We start from the raw sequence: 14,814 nt of genomic DNA, 5'->3' as shown, positions 1-14,814 counted from the left end.
GCAGCCCCACGGGCGCTGTGCCGGCAATCTGCGGAACCCCTCATGCGTCTGTTTCACACCTCCGACTGGCACCTGGGACAAACCCTGCATGGCCAGGAACGCGATTTCGAACACGCCTGCTTTCTCGACTGGCTGCTCGGCCAGCTCAAGCTGCGCCAGCCCGATGCCCTGTTGATCGCCGGTGACATCTTCGACACGGTCAACCCGCCGGTCAAAGCCCAGGAGCGTCTCTACGACTTCATCGTCCAGGCCCACGAACAGCAACCCAAGCTGAACATCGTGATGATTGCCGGCAACCATGACTCCGGCTCGCGCATCGAGCTGCCGGCACCGCTGATGCGGCGCCTGCGCACCCACGCTCTGGGCCGGGTGCAGTGGCTCGACGAAGGCGTTCTCGACAGCGACCGCCTGTTGATCCCACTGACCAACGCCCGCGGCAAGGTCGCCGCCTGGTGCCTGGCCCTGCCCTTTCTGCGCCCGGCCGAAGTGACCGGCGCCCACCTGGGCGACGATTACCTGCGCGGTATCCGTCAAGTACACGAGCGCTTGATCGATGCCGCGCTGGAGCGACGCAAGCCGGGCCAGGCACTGATCGCCGTCAGCCACGCGCACATGGCCGGCGGCTCGATCTCGGAGGACTCCGAACGCAGCCTGATCATCGGCAACGCCGAGGCCTTGCCTGCCAGCCTGTTCAGCAAGGACATCAGCTACGTGGCCCTGGGACACCTGCACAAGCCGCAACGGGTCAACCGCGAAGAGCGTATCCGCTACAGCGGCTCGCCGATCCCGCTGTCGTTTTCCGAGATTGGCTATCAGCACCAGATCCTCGAGATCGAACTGGACGGCGCCAGCCTGGCCAGCGTCGAGTCGCGCCTGGTGCCGCGGGCGGTGCATTTGCAGCGCCTGGGCCCAGCGCCTCTGACCGAAATCCTCGAACAACTGGCCGGCTTGCCGGTGGTCGACCTGCTCGAAGACCCGCAGCGCCAGCCGTGGCTGGAGATTCGGGTGCAACTGGACGAGCCGCAGCCCGACCTGCGCCAGCAACTGGAAACCGCCCTGCAGGGTAAAGCCGTACGCCTGGTGCGCATCGGCGCTGAATATGCGGGCAACCGCGCAGGCGAGGACCTCGATGAAACCGCGCTGGTGGAGCTGGGCCAGATGACCCCGCACGAGCTGTTCAGCCGCGCCTGGGCCCAGGCCTACGGCAGCGCCGTGGACGAACAGACCCTGGCCGATTTCGCCCTGTTGCTGCAGGACGTCCAGCACGAGGAGCAGCAGCCATGAAGATTCTTGCCATCCGCCTGAAGAACCTGGCCTCCCTGGCCGGCCCCTTCGAAATCGACTTTACCGCCGAGCCCTTGGCCAGTGCCGGCCTGTTCGCCATCACCGGCCCTACCGGCGCCGGCAAGAGCACCTTGCTCGATGCCCTGTGCCTGGCACTGTTCGGCGCGGTACCGCGGCTGAGCAACATCGGCCGCGAAACCAAGCTGCCGGAAGTCGACAGCGACATCCTCACCAGTGACCCGCGCACCCTGTTGCGCCGCGGTACCGGCAGCGGCTTTGCCGAAGTCGACTTCGTCGGCATCGACGGGCGCCGCTACCGTGCCCGTTGGGAAGCCAACCGCGCTCGCGATAAAGCCAATGGCAAACTGCAGGGCAGCCGCCAGAGCCTGCACGACCTGGACAGCGACCAACTGCTGAGCAACCAGAGCAAGGCTGAGTACAAACAGCTGATCGAGTCGCGCCTGGGGCTGAACTTCGAACAGTTCACTCGCGCCGTGATGCTGGCCCAGAGCGAGTTCAGCGCCTTCCTCAAGGCCGACGACAAAGACCGTAGCGAGCTGCTGGAAAAACTCACCAACACGGCGATCTACAGCCAGCTGGGGCGCCGCGCCTACAGCAAGAGCAAGGAAGCCGAGGAAGCCCACAAGGCCCTGCAGGACCAGGCCGCCGGCGTCATGCCGATGACGCCCGAAGCCCGTGCCGATCTCGACCAGCGCTATAACCTGGCGGTGGAACAACTCAAGGGTGAACAGGCGCAACTGCGCCAGCTCGAACTGCAACGGGCGTGGATGACCGAGTTGCTGCAGTTGCAGGCCCAGGTACAAAACAGCAGCGAGCAACTGCACAGTGCCCGGCAGCACAGCGACAGCCTGCACGGCGAGCGCCTGAACCTGAAGCGCCTGGAGCACCTGGCGCCGCAGCGGCATCAGTTCGCCCGCCAGCAGGCGCTCGACAGCCAACTGTCACCCCTGGCTGCCAGCATCAGTGCCCAGCAGGTGCAGCACGACGCGTTGCTTACCCACCAGCAGCAGTTGCAGCAGCAACAGGTCGACGCCCAGCAGGCGCTGGCACAAGCGTTGGCTCGGCAGAGTGAAAGCGCCCCGTTGCTGCGCCAGGCCTTTGCCGAACAGAACACCCTGGCGCGCCTGTCCCAGGAACTGAGCAACTGCCAACACCTCAAGCAGCAGGCGGAGCTTGCTTGCAGCGAGGGCCAGCAGCAGCTGGACAACGTGCTCGAACAACAACGACTGACCGAGCAACGCCTTGGCCAGATCAGCGAGCAACTGGCCCAAAGCGCTTCTCTGGCAAGCCTGGGCGATGCCTGGAACGCCTATCGCGATCGCCTGCAACAACTGATGCAACTGGGCAACCGACTGAGCCAGGGGAGTGCAGAACTGCCCAGCCTGCAGGACCGGGCCACGCAAGCCAGCGCTGCGCTGGAGCAACAGCGCGCCGCCATCGCCCTGCTCTATCACGAAGCCCAGGCCGAGCCCGATGCCCTGGCCGAACAAGTCGGACTGCTTGGCGAACTGCTGCAGAAAAACCGCCAGCAGCAACGCCAGGTGGAAGCACTCAGCCGTCTCTGGGCCCAACAGCAGGATCTGGATCAGCGCCTCACCGGCCTGCGCGAACGCCAGCAGGCTGCCCTCAAGCAACGCGAGCAACTGATCAGCGAAGGCCTCAGCGGCAAGACCCGGCTGACCGCCGCAGAGCAGGCGCTTGACGTCACCCGGCAACTGCTGGAGCGCCAGCGCCTGGCTCGCAGCCAGAGCGTCGAGGAATTGCGCGCACAATTGCAGGATGACCAGCCCTGCCCGGTGTGCGGCAGCCAGGAGCACCCCTACCATCAACCTGAAGCCTTGCTGCAGAGCCTGGGACGGCATGACCAGGACGAAGAGCGCAACGCCCAGCAGGAAGTCGATGCGCTGAAACAGCAGCTCGACGCAACTGGGCGGCGTCAACGGCCAGATCAAGGAGTACCTGCACCAGCAGGAGCAACTGGCCGAGCAACAACAGGCTCTGGCGCCCGCCTTGCAGGCCCATGAACTCTTCCCTGTGCTCTGCGAGCAGGACCTCAGCCAGCGTACAGGCTGGCTGGAACTGCAGGCACGGCGCCTGAACGACGATATCAGCCGCGACGAGCAACGCCAGAACATCCTGCTGACCTTGCAAAAAGACGCCGCTCGCCTGCAGCAACAACTGCACGCTGCATCCGAAGCCTGCCAGCAGGCCAATCAGCAACTGAGCCATCAACAACAGGCCCTGGCTGCCGATCAGGAACGCCTGGAGCAAGACCTGGGCAGTTTCGCCAACGTACTGCCAGCCGATATTCTCGACGACCTGCGCCAGGCACCGGCCGCGACCTTCCTGCGCCTGGACCAGCAACTGGCCCTGCGCCTGGACCAGCTGCAACGGCAAAAGGATGAACAGCAAGAGTTCGGCGAGCGCCAGCAGACCTTGGACAAAGCACAGCTTCAGCAGCAGGCACGCGTGCAGAGGCAACAGGAACTGCAGCAGCAGGACGTCGAACTTGAACGCCAGCAACATGCCAGCCAGGCAAGCCTGACCACCCTGATCGGCGAGCAACCCAGTGCCGAGCAGTGGCAACAGCACCTGGAACACGCCGTGGAACAGGCCCGCCACCTCGACGCCCAGGCTGCCCGCCAATTGCAGGATACCCAGGCACAGCTGATCGAGCTGGCCGCCCGGATCAAGGCCAACGAGGAACGCCTGAACACGCTGGAGCAGGAAGGCAATGAAGTCCGCGCGCAGATCGAGCAGTGGCGTCGGGCACATCCCGAGCTCGATGACAGTGGTCTAGAGCAACTGCTGGCGCTCGACGACAATGCCGTCGCCCACTTGCGCCAGCGCCTGCAGGACAGCGACAAAGCCCTGGAGCAAGCGCAGATCCTGCTCAAGGAGCGCCAGCAACGCCTGGAACAACATCAGGCCCTGGCCACGCCCGAACTGCCGACCGAGGCGCTGGAACAGGCGGTTGAAAGCCTGCAAGGCCAGCTTGCGATCAGCGAACAAACCTGCGCCGAGCTGCGCGCCGAACAAGCCGACGATCAACGTCGGCAACAGGCCAACCAGGCCCTGGCCGAGCAAATCGCCCGGGCTTATGCCGAGTGGCAGCGCTGGGCACGGCTCAACGCCCTGATCGGCTCGGCCACCGGCGATACCTTCCGCAAGATCGCCCAGGGCTACAACCTCGACCTGCTGGTACACCACGCCAACGCCCAACTTCGCCAACTGGCCCGCCGCTATCGCCTCAAGCGGGGCGGCAGCCTGCTCGGCCTGTTGGTAATGGACACCGAAATGGGTGACGAACTGCGCTCGGTACATTCGCTGTCTGGCGGCGAGACCTTCCTGGTGTCCCTTGCCCTGGCCTTGGGCCTGGCATCGATGGCGTCGAGCACCCTGCGCATCGAATCGCTGTTTATCGACGAAGGCTTTGGCAGTCTGGACCCGGAGTCCCTGCAACTGGCCATGGATGCCCTGGATGGCCTGCAGGCCCAGGGCCGCAAGGTCGCGGTGATTTCCCACGTGCAGGAGATGCATGAGCGCATTCCAGTGCAGATCCAGGTGCGACGCCAGGGCAACGGCCTGAGCAGTGTGGAGGTCAGCGGATGATCCTGTATTCGTTTCGCCGCTGCCCGTGGGCTATGCGCGCGCGCCTGGCGCTGCGCTATGCCGAGTGCCCGGTGGAGGTTGTCGAAGTAAGCCTGAAGGCCAAGCCTGCCGAACTGCTGGTGCTTTCGCCCAAGGGTACGGTGCCGGTATTGGATACGGGTGAAGGCGTGCTCGATGAGAGCCTTGAGATCATGCGCTGGGCGTTGACCCGGCATGACCCGCAAGACTGGTTGCTGCGTAGCGACCCTGAGGCGGCGCAGGCGACCGATGCGTTGATTGTGCGTAACGACCGCGACTTCAAGCTTCAGGTGAACCTGTACAAGTACGCCGAGCGTTACCCGGAACACTCGCGTGAACACTATCGCCAACAGGCTGAGGGCTGGCTGGTGGAGCTGGAAGCGCTACTGGCACAGCACACGTATCTGTTCGCCGAACATCCGAGCCTGGCGGACGCTGCATTGATGCCGTTGATGCGTCAGTTTGCCGGGGTCGAGCCGCAGTGGTTCGCCGAGGCGCCCTACCCGCGCCTGCGTGCCTGGCTGCAAGGTGGTTGGAGTCGGCGTTGTTCAAGGCGGTTATGGCTAAGTAGGCAGATTGATCACGGGGCAAGCCCGCTCCCACAGATCCAGTGGGAGCGGCCTTGCCCCGTGATCAACTTCAATGCTGCGACTTAGGGTCCAGCGCCGCATAGAAGTGAGCACTTTGCTGCAGGTACTTCTGGGTGTAGCTGGGAGTGGAGGATGTGCGCTCGCTGATTTCAACCTGAGCGTGGGCAGGCAGTACAACCGAAGCAGAAATGGCAGAAGCGGCGATGACCGGGAAGATGTTGAAGCTCATGGCGCGGACCTCGAAGTCTGTGGTTTGAAGTGGCCGTCTCGGGCCTTGGTCCAAACTTACGCCGCTGATGCGGCGCACAGAAATTCATTGCAGCAGTAGCCATTATCAAGGCGGTTGATAGTCAGTCGACAAACTTCAGGTCGGACGGCGCAGCCTGGGGCAGTTTCTGTACGGTTTCACCGAGCATGCCGCTGCGTGGGTCGCGGCGGATCACCACGATCTCGTTGCTCTTCTGGTTGGCCACCAACAGGAACTTGCCCGACGGGTCGAGGGTGAACTCGCGGGGGTGGTCGCCCTCCACGCCGCGCTGTTGCACCTTCATCAGTTTGCCGCTGTCGTCATCCACGGCGAACACCACAATCTCGTTGGCCGTACCACGGTTGCTGACGTACAGGAATCGCCCGTCGGCCGACAGGTGCAAGGCACCCGCCGCCTTCGCGGCGGCATCGCTCTGCTCGGTCAATGGCAGGCGCTGGCGTTCGGTCAGTTTGCCGTCGTTGTGTTCGAAGACCACCACCTGGGCGCTCATCTCCAGTGTCAGGTAGGCCTGTTTGCCATCGCTGCTGAACGCCAGGTGACGCGGCCCGCTGCCGGGCGGCAGGTCAACCGAAGGCGGTTCGGCCGGGCTCAGCGGATGCTTGGGGCTGGCCCCGTCGTAGCGGTAGATGAACACCTTGTCGGCGCCCAGGTCGCTGGCGAAGACAAAATGCCCGTCGGGGGACGACACCACCGAGTGTACATGCGGCCCGGCCTGGCGCTGCGGATTGGCGCCGCTGGCCTTGTGGCGGTCCTGCTGTACCGACGCCTGCAACTTGCCGGCCTTGTCCACTGGCAGCACGCTCAGGCTGCCGCCAGGCGTGGGCTGCACGCCGTAGTTGGCGACGAACAGGTAGCGTTGGTCGTGACTGAGGCTGGCGTGGGTTGGCTCGTCGCCGGCGCTGCTGACCTGGCTCAATGGCTTCAGGGTGCCGTCTTTGGCGCTGACGGAAAAACTGCTGGCCTGGCCCTTGCCATCACCGTTCTCGTTGACCGCGAACAGCAGGCGCTTGTCCACCGACAGGGCCAACCAGGAAGGGTTTTCGCTTTTGAGCACCTGCAACGGCGTTTCGCCGATCAGGCCACTGACGCTGCTGAAGGCATAACGGTACAACCCCTCACTGGCACCATCGGTGTAGCTGCCCACCAGCAACTGCGCGCTGTGGGCGGTGGCACATACACTCATGGCACTAGCGATCAGCAGGGTCGTCAGCTGGCGTTTCATCGTCATCCTCGTCCGGTGCGCGAAAGGCACTCATACAGACTAGTCGATGCTCGCTGGCGTCGGCAGCGATCAGCCAGTCCTGGCCGTCGGCACGGGCGGCGGCGATCTGCTCAGGGGTGAAGGACCACTTCTTCAGGGCACGGCCATCCATGCTTTCGATGTGCAGGCCGGTGTCGTCGAAGGTGAAGTCAAAGGCGTGCAAGCCGTCGACCAGGAGCATGTCGCAGGTTTGCAGGGCTTGGGAAAGGGTTGTCATTGCGTGGGTATCATCGAGGGGTAAAGCGGCATGATACCTGAAAGCATCGCGGGGCAAGCCCGCTCCTGCAGTTCCCTGCAGGAGCGGGCTTGCCCCGCGCTATCACTCAGTGAGCAAAAATCGACTTGCTCTCCTGACCCGCCATTTTCTCCGGCTTGATGAGGAACCGTGCCAGCGCCGGCAGCAGCCACAGCGCACCGAACATGTTCCACAGCAGCATGAAGGTCAGCATCAGGCCCATGTCGGCCTGGAACTTGATGGCCGAGAAGATCCAGGTGCATACACCGATGGCCAGGCACAGGCCGGTGAACAGCACGGCCTTGCCGGTGGACTTGAGCGTCTGGTAGTAGGCTTCCTGCAACGGCAGGCCAGCACGCAGGAAGCTCTCCAGGCGGCTGTAGATGTAGATACCGTAGTCCACACCAATACCCACGCCCAGCGCCACCACCGGCAAGGTCGCCACCTTCACGCCAATGCCCATGAAGGCCATCAGGGCGTTGCCCAGCACCGAGGTCAGTACCAGGGGCAGGACAATACACAAGGTCGCCGCGAACGAGCGGAAGGTGATCATGCACATCACCGCCACGCAGATGTACACCAGGATCAGGATGGTCAGCTCGGCCGACTTGATCACTTCGTTGGTGGCCGCCTCGATCCCGGCGTTACCCGCGGCCAGCAGGAACTCCAGACCGTCCTTGTTGTGGGTGTCGGCAAACTCTTTCACCGCATTGACCGCACGGTCCAGGGTCTCGGCCTTGTGGTCGTTGAGGAACACCAGCACCGGTGCCAGCGAACAGTCGGCGTTGTACAGGCCGTCGGCACGGGCAATGGAGCTGTTGAGCACGTCCGGGTTGCGCGACAGGCTTTCCCATTTCAGGTTGCCCTCGTTCATGCCCTTGATCATCTGCTTGGACACCGTCACCAGCGAGATGGCCGACTGCACGCCCGGGGTGTTCTCCATCTTCCACATCAGCTCGTCTATCGGCGCCATGGTGGAATACACCGAGCAGCCTTCCGACGGCGTCTTGACCATCACTACCAACACGTCGGAGCTGGTCGAGTAATTGTCGATGATGAAGCTGTTGTCCTTGTTGTAGCGCGAGTCCGGGCGCAGCTCCGGCGCCCCCTGGTCGAGGTCGCCGATCTTCAGATTCTGGCTGTACCAGAGGCCGCCACCGAAAGCCAGCAAGGCCAGGACGATGGACACCGGCGCCACCTTGGCGCTGGCGAAGTTGGACAGCAGGCGCCAGAACGGGTGTTCGCGAGTTGCGTCCTTCTTGCTGCGCTCGATGGCTTTCTTGCTGATGCCGACATAGGAGATCGCCACCGGCAGCAGGATCAGGTTGGTGAACACGATCACCGCAACACCGATGGACGCGCCGATGGCCAGCTCGCGGATCACACCGATGTCGATGATCAACAGGGTGATGAAGCCCACGGCGTCGGCCAGAATGGCGATCATCCCCGGTAGGAACAGCTGGCGGAATGTTCGCCGTGCGGCGGTCAGCGCGTTGTCGGCATCGCTCGATTGCAGGGCAATACCGTTGATCTTCTGCACACCATGGGAAATACCGATGGCGAAGATCAGGAACGGCACCAGCATCGAATACGGATCGAGTCCGAACCCTACCGCGTGCATCAGCCCCAGCTGCCAGACCACTGCCACCAGGGTGGTGATCAGCACCGCGATGGTGCTGCGAATGCACCAGGTGAACCAGTACAACAGCACCCAGGTGATCACCAGGGCGATACCGAAGAACATCACCACCATGATCAAGCCATCGATCAGGTCACCGACCTTCTTGGCAAAACCGACGATGTGTACCTTCACATTGGGGTTCTGGGCCTGGAACTTGTCGCGGATCTTTTCTTCAAGCTGGTGGGAGAACTGCTGGTAATCGAGCTTGATCAGCTTGCCCTGGTCCTGCGGGTCTGGATAGGACTCCAGCAGCGGCACATCGATGATGCTCGACTTGAAGTTGTTGGCCACCAGGCGCCCGACCTGGCCCGACTTGAGCACGTTGTTGCGCAACAGGTCGAGGCTGTCGGCCGAACCGTCGTAGGTGTTGGGGATGACCTCGCCGCCGGCGAAGCCCTCTTCGGTCACTTCGGTCCAGCGAACGCTGGGGCTCCACAGCGACTTCAGCCCGGAACGGTCGACACCGGGAATATAGAAGACCTCGTCGTGGATCTGACGCAGGGTCTCCATGTACTCCTTGCTGAAGATATCGCCATCGGTAGCCTCGACCGAGATGCGCACGGTGTTGCCGAGGTTGGCCAGGTCGTTACGGTGTTCGAGCATCTTCTCGATGAAGGGATGCTCGAGCGGGATCATTTTCTCGAAACTGGTCGATGGACGAATCTGCGTGGCCTGCCAGAACAGGAACACACTGACCAGCAGGCAGATAAGAATCACCACCGGGCGGTTGTTGAAGATCAGGCGCTCAAGGAGCGTCGCCTTGTCCTGATGGTGTTGCTGCTGGTTCATGTTGAACTGCTCCTGACTGGTCATGGCTGCACTCCTTCGGCGCCCTGGGCCGAAGCCAGGTGCACGCCACCCTGGCCGACAAGGATCAGGCCTTCGCCGTTACGACCGCTGACACCCGCCAGGGCGATGCGGTCAGCGCGGTTGAAGACGCTGAAGGTCTGGCCGTCGTCGCTGCTGCGCAGGACGGTGCCGCCATTACCGACCAATACCAGGTTGCCATCATCGAGAAGCGTAGCGCTTGCCAGGCCAAATTCGAGGGCCCCGCGCGCGGCTTTCAGTTCGACTTGCTGCCAGCTGTCGCCAAAATCGGTGGAGCGGTAGAGGTTGCCACGCAGCCCATAGGCCAGCAGCGTGCGTGACTGGGCGGTGCCGATCACGCCGAACAGCGAGCCCTCATAGGGACCTTCGAGCTTCTGCCAGGTCTGGCCGTCGTCGCTGGAACGGAACATGCTGCCCTGTTCGCCAACGATGAACAGGCCTGCGTCCTTGACTGCAGCGATACCGTTGAGGTGCAACTGGTCTTCGTTGTCCAGACGTTCACCGACCTCGTTCCACTGCTGGCCACCGTCGGTGGTCTCCAGCAGCGCACCGTAGGCGCCCACGGCAAAGCCATGCTGGGCGTCCTTGAACCAGACATCCAGCAACGGCGCTTCACGCTTGAGGTCTTCGAATTGTTTGGTCCAGGTCACACCACCATCGCTGCTGGCGAGGATCTGTGCGTCATGGCCGACCGCCCAGCCGTGCTTGTCGTCGACAAAATAAACGGCGGTGAGCAGTTGCCGGGTCGGCACCTTGGACTGGGTCCAGGACTTGCCCTGGTCATCGGAGAAGAGAATATGGCCGCGATCGCCGACAGCGATCAGGCGTGGGCCGGCTTGGGTCACGTCAAGCAACAGGCTCTTTTCGGCCTTGGCCGATTCGGTGGAGTAGACCTTCGGTTCGGAAGCAGACGCCTCCACCGTACTGGCCCACATTCCCATTGCCATCACCAGCAACCCGCTGGCGGCCAATGCCCATGGGCGTGCGCGCAAAGCGCCGCCGGTACCTGCCAAATAAGGCTCGGTCATAGATCTGTCCCCCGATTATTGTTATTTGGGTCAATCTATTTGCAGGTACTGCCAAAAACCGTGTTCCAGAGCCCCGCAATAGCTGGGAGCCATCCTATCGGGGTTTGCGAAGGGCTGACAACGAACGGGACGTTATCTTTTGTTAAGCAGGAAATGCATCGCGGGGCAAGCCCGCTCCTACAGGGCTTGCAGGAGCGGGATTGCCCCGCGATGAGTGCATCAGGCCAGGCTTTTGCTTACAACTTCATAGACATCGCTGGACAGCGAACCGGACGCCAGAATGCGCTCCAGCTCGCCCTTCATCAGGGCCTGGCGAGCACTGTCGTACTTGCGCCAGCGAGTCAGCGGCGCCAGCTGGCGCGAGGCGATCTGCGGGTTGAGGGCATTGAGCTCGATCACCAGGTCCGCCAGGAAGCGATAGCCAGAGCCGTCTGCCGCATGGAAGTTGACCAGGTTCTGGCCGGCAAAGGCGCCGACCAGGGCACGGACCTTGTTCGGATTCTTCATCGTGAACGCTGGATGCTGCATCAGCGCCTTGACCCGTACCAGACCACCCGGGAGGGTGCTGGCGGCCTGCACGCTGAACCACTGGTCCATGACCAGCGGATTGTCCTTGAAGTTCTCGGCAAAGACGTCCAGCGCCTTGGCCCGTTCGGCTTCGAACGGCGAGTTGACCAGCACGGCCAGCGCGGTCAGACGCTCGGTCATGTTGTCACAGGCGTCGAACTGCTCCAGCGTCGCGGTCAGCACCTCGGCCTTGCCGCTGAGCATCAGGTACGACAAGGCGATGTTCTGCAGGCTGCGGCGGGCAAAATGCTCGGCTTCGGCCACGTACTCGGTGCCTCGCGATATGCCGCGGTTGGCCTGGTAGCGAGCATCGAGGGCATCGAACAACTGGTCGGCGATCTGCTTGCGGGCGAACTCGCGGGCGGCGTGGATGGCATCGACATCGGCCACTTCGCTGATTTCGGTGAGATAGGCTTCGCTCGGCAGCGAGAGCATCTCGGCAACCATGGCCTGATCGAGCTGCTCATTGGCCAGCACTGCACCCAACGCGGTGACCAGGCGCTGGTCGAGCACCAGGGCGCTACCCTGCTGGTGCTGGACGATCAGCTCCTGGAGCACCTGTACCGACAATTGTTGCCCGGCTTCCCAACGATTGAAGCCATCACTGTCGTGTTGCATCAGGAACATCAACTGGTCGCGATCATACGGGAAGCTGAGTTTGACCGGCGCGCTGAAGCCACGCAGCAGTGACGGCAGCGGCTTGGCCGCAACATCGACGAAGGTGAAGGTCTGCTCGGCCTCGGTCACCTGCAGCACGCGCGAGGTACCCGCCGCCGTCGCTTCGCCTTGCAGGCGCAGGGCGATGTCGTTGCCCTGGGCGTCGAGCAGGCCCAGTTCGACCGGAATCACAAACGGCTTTTTCTCGACCTTGTCCGGGGTGGCCGGGCAGCTCTGGCGGAAAGTCAGGCTGTAGGTCTGGGCCGCGCTGTCGTACGCCTCGCTTACCGCGAGGCGCGGCGTACCCGCCTGGCTGTACCAGCGCTTGAACTGGGTCAGGTCGACGCCGTTGGCATCTTCCATGGCCTTGATGAAGTCGTCGCAGGTCACGGCCTGGCCGTCATGACGCTCGAAATACAGGTCGCTGCCTTTGCGGAAACCTTCGGCGCCCAGCAGCGTGCGGACCATGCGTACCACTTCCGAACCTTTCTCGTAGACGGTCAAGGTGTAGAAGTTGGAAATCTCGATGAAGCTGTCCGGGCGTACCGCGTGAGCCATCGGACCGGCATCCTCGGCAAACTGGTGGGTACGCAGGTAGGCAACGTCTTCGATGCGCTTGACCGTGCGCGAGTTCATGTCGGCGCTGAACTCCGAGTCACGGAACACCGTGAAGCCTTCCTTGAGCGAAAGCTGGAACCAGTCGCGGCAGGTCACGCGGTTGCCCGACCAGTTGTGGAAATACTCGTGGGCAACCACAGCCTCGACCCGCTGGTGGGCAGCGTCGGTGGCGGTTTCGGCACGGGCCAGAACGCAACTGGAGTTGAAGATGTTCAGGCCCTTGTTTTCCATGGCGCCCATATTGAAGTCGTTGACCGCCACGATCATGAAGATGTCGAGGTCGTATTCGCGGCCATAGACTTCTTCGTCCCAGCGCATGGACTTTTTCAGGCTGGTCATGGCGTGCTGGCACTTGTCGATGTTTTCCGGCTCGACATAGATGCGCAGGGTCACGTCGCGACCCGACTGGCGGGTGAACTTGTCTTCGACGCACCACAGGTCACCGGCCACCAGCGCGAACAGGTAGGCCGGTTTCATGAACGGGTCTTCCCAGGTCGCCCAATGCCGGCCATCGTCCTGCGGACCGCTGCCGACCGGGTTGCCGTTGGACAGCAGTACCGGGTAGCGATGCTGTTCGGCGATCACCGTGGTGGTGAACGTGCTCATCACATCCGGGCGGTCGAGGTAGTAGGTGATCTTGCGAAAGCCCTCGGCCTCGCACTGGGTGCAGAACATGCTGCCGGACTTGTACAGACCTTCCAGTGCAGTGTTGCTCTCGGGGTGGATCTTCACGCTGGTGTCGAGGGTGAAGGTCGCAGCCTTTGGCTGCACCGTCAGGTGGCTGTCATCGAGCTGGTAGTCGCCAGCGCTCAAGGCCTGGTCATCCAGGGCCACACTCAACAGTTCCAGTTGCTGGCCATCCAGTACCAACGGCGGCAAGCCGGTACCGCGGGCGGGGTTGCGGCGCATGACCAGCTGCGCGTGGACCAGGCTGTGGTCCTCGAACAGTTCAAAGGTCAGGTGCGTCTCGTCGATCAGGTACTCGGGCGCCTGATAGTCCTTGAGGTAGATCACTTGCGGCTGTTCGGTACGCATGTGGCGGTCCTTTTACTGATGCACGGCGAGCTGGTACGCCGTGTACTTGCGGATGTTGATCACGCCGGTGTCGAAGATCAGGTACTGGCCCTTGATGCCCAGCAGCGTGCCTTCAGCCACGGGATTCTTGTCCAGGTTGAAGCTGACGATCTTGCTCGGATAGGCCTCGACCGGGTAGCGGATTTCCAGCACTTCGCCGTCGTTGAGCGGCTGGATGGCCTGCAGGCCGAAACGCCCCTGCAGGGCACTGAGACCTTCGGCGCAGCTGGCGAACAGTTGCGCGCGCACCGCCAGCAGGTCGACCGCCTCGGCATCGCCTTTGAGCAAGGCTCGCCAGTTGGTGCGGTCGGCCACCTGGCTCCGAAACAGGTCTTCGACCAGTCCCGACTGCTGGCGGGTAGCAACGCGCACGATCGGCAGGGCCTGACTGGCACCCTGGTCGAGCCAGCGGGTAGGCAGCTGGCTGGCACGGGTGATGCCGACCTTGATGCCCGAGGAGTTTGCCAGGTAGACCACATGATCGGTCATGCAGAACTGCTCGCCCCAGCCGGGTTCGCGGCAGGTGCCCTGGTCGTAGTGGCATTTTTCCGGTGCCATGATGCAGACATCGCACTGCGCCAGCTTGGTCATGCACGGGTAGCAATAACCCTGGCTGAAGCTGGTCTTGGTCTTGCGACCGCAGTGGGTGCAATGGATGGCCCCGAGGTATTCCAGGCGCAGGGTCTTGCCGATCAGGGGATTGACCGGCACTTCCTGCTCGCCCAGACGAAAAGCGTACTGCACCACAGGCGCGTCGAGACGCGCCGACATTTTACTGATGGAGCCGCGGCCAAGTTCGATCAATGGATCGCATCCGACTTGAACAGGATGTTCGGCACGGGTGCCGACTTCGATGCGCATTCCTGCGGGCCCATGTAGCCGGTGCGCTGTTCTTCGGGCAGGTTCTGGATTTCCCAGGCGATCACTGCCTGCAGCGAGAGCTCTTTCTGTTCGGTGGTGAGCTTGCGCCCGTCCGCCCATTTACCCAGTTCCACGGCCAGTTTCAGGCTTTCGTAGATTTCCGGCGTGATGTTTTCGATCATTTGCGCAAAAGTGGACATAGCGTCTCCCA

General features: G+C 62.7%; 9 protein-coding genes and 2 pseudogenes. 3 read left to right on the top strand and 8 right to left on the bottom strand.

Going from position 1 to position 14,814, the window contains the following annotated elements; translation table 11 throughout:
• The first annotated feature begins 42 nt into the window (after positions 1–42).
• The 3 genes and pseudogenes from H621_RS0124215 (at position 43) to H621_RS27515 (ending at position 5,506) form a co-directional block, all read left to right on the top strand.
• Positions 43–1,284, top strand: coding sequence for an exonuclease SbcCD subunit D C-terminal domain-containing protein (locus tag H621_RS0124215; protein ID WP_028945853.1), 1,242 nt, complete (start codon positions 43–45; stop codon positions 1,282–1,284).
• Positions 1,281–4,917, top strand: a pseudogene (locus H621_RS27520) (AAA family ATPase). The gene H621_RS0124215 and the pseudogene H621_RS27520 overlap by 4 nt, the downstream one beginning before the upstream one ends.
• Positions 4,914–5,506: pseudogene (locus H621_RS27515) on the top strand (glutathione S-transferase). Before H621_RS27520 ends, H621_RS27515 begins: the two co-directional pseudogenes overlap by 4 nt.
• A 68-nt stretch (positions 5,507–5,574) precedes the next feature.
• Here the strand turns inward: H621_RS27515 and H621_RS0124200 are convergent.
• From H621_RS0124200 to H621_RS0124165, 8 genes are all read right to left on the bottom strand, one after another.
• Positions 5,575–5,754, bottom strand: a complete 180-nt coding sequence (locus tag H621_RS0124200) for a hypothetical protein (RefSeq protein ID WP_028945852.1) — start codon at positions 5,752–5,754, stop codon at positions 5,575–5,577.
• Positions 5,755–5,875: 121 nt separating this feature from the next.
• Complete coding sequence (locus tag H621_RS0124195) at positions 5,876–7,015, bottom strand: lactonase family protein (RefSeq protein ID WP_028945851.1); 1,140 nt, start codon at positions 7,013–7,015, stop codon at positions 5,876–5,878.
• Positions 6,981–7,271, bottom strand: coding sequence for a DUF5629 family protein (locus H621_RS0124190; RefSeq protein WP_028945850.1), 291 nt, complete (start codon positions 7,269–7,271; stop codon positions 6,981–6,983). Before H621_RS0124190 ends, H621_RS0124195 begins: the two co-directional genes overlap by 35 nt.
• 106 nt (positions 7,272–7,377) lie before the next feature.
• The gene (locus tag H621_RS0124185) at positions 7,378–9,759 is read right to left on the bottom strand and encodes an efflux RND transporter permease subunit (RefSeq protein WP_028945849.1); all 2,382 of its coding nucleotides are present in this window, start codon (positions 9,757–9,759) and stop codon (positions 7,378–7,380) included.
• A gap of 20 nt (positions 9,760–9,779) precedes the next feature.
• Positions 9,780–10,826 carry a WD40/YVTN/BNR-like repeat-containing protein gene (locus H621_RS0124180; RefSeq protein ID WP_051270712.1) on the bottom strand — a complete coding sequence of 349 codons (1,047 nt, stop codon included), beginning with the start codon at positions 10,824–10,826 and terminating at the stop codon, positions 9,780–9,782.
• A 219-nt stretch (positions 10,827–11,045) separates the two neighbouring features.
• Complete coding sequence (gene pepN, locus H621_RS0124175) at positions 11,046–13,703, bottom strand: aminopeptidase N (RefSeq protein WP_028945847.1); 2,658 nt, start codon at positions 13,701–13,703, stop codon at positions 11,046–11,048.
• Between the two features lie 12 nt (positions 13,704–13,715).
• The gene (locus H621_RS0124170; protein ID WP_028945846.1) at positions 13,716–14,546 is read right to left on the bottom strand and encodes a DUF2797 domain-containing protein; all 831 of its coding nucleotides are present in this window, start codon (positions 14,544–14,546) and stop codon (positions 13,716–13,718) included.
• Positions 14,543–14,803: a YeaC family protein gene (locus H621_RS0124165; RefSeq protein WP_028945845.1), complete on the bottom strand. Its 261-nt coding sequence runs from the start codon at positions 14,801–14,803 to the stop codon at positions 14,543–14,545. Before H621_RS0124165 ends, H621_RS0124170 begins: the two co-directional genes overlap by 4 nt.
• Positions 14,804–14,814: the final 11 nt, after the last annotated feature.

The organism is Pseudomonas vranovensis DSM 16006, assembly GCF_000425805.1.
Lineage (GTDB): Bacteria > Pseudomonadota > Gammaproteobacteria > Pseudomonadales > Pseudomonadaceae > Aquipseudomonas > Aquipseudomonas vranovensis.
Note: the sequence above shows the minus strand (reverse complement) of the source record. Positions and strands in the feature narration are given on the sequence as shown.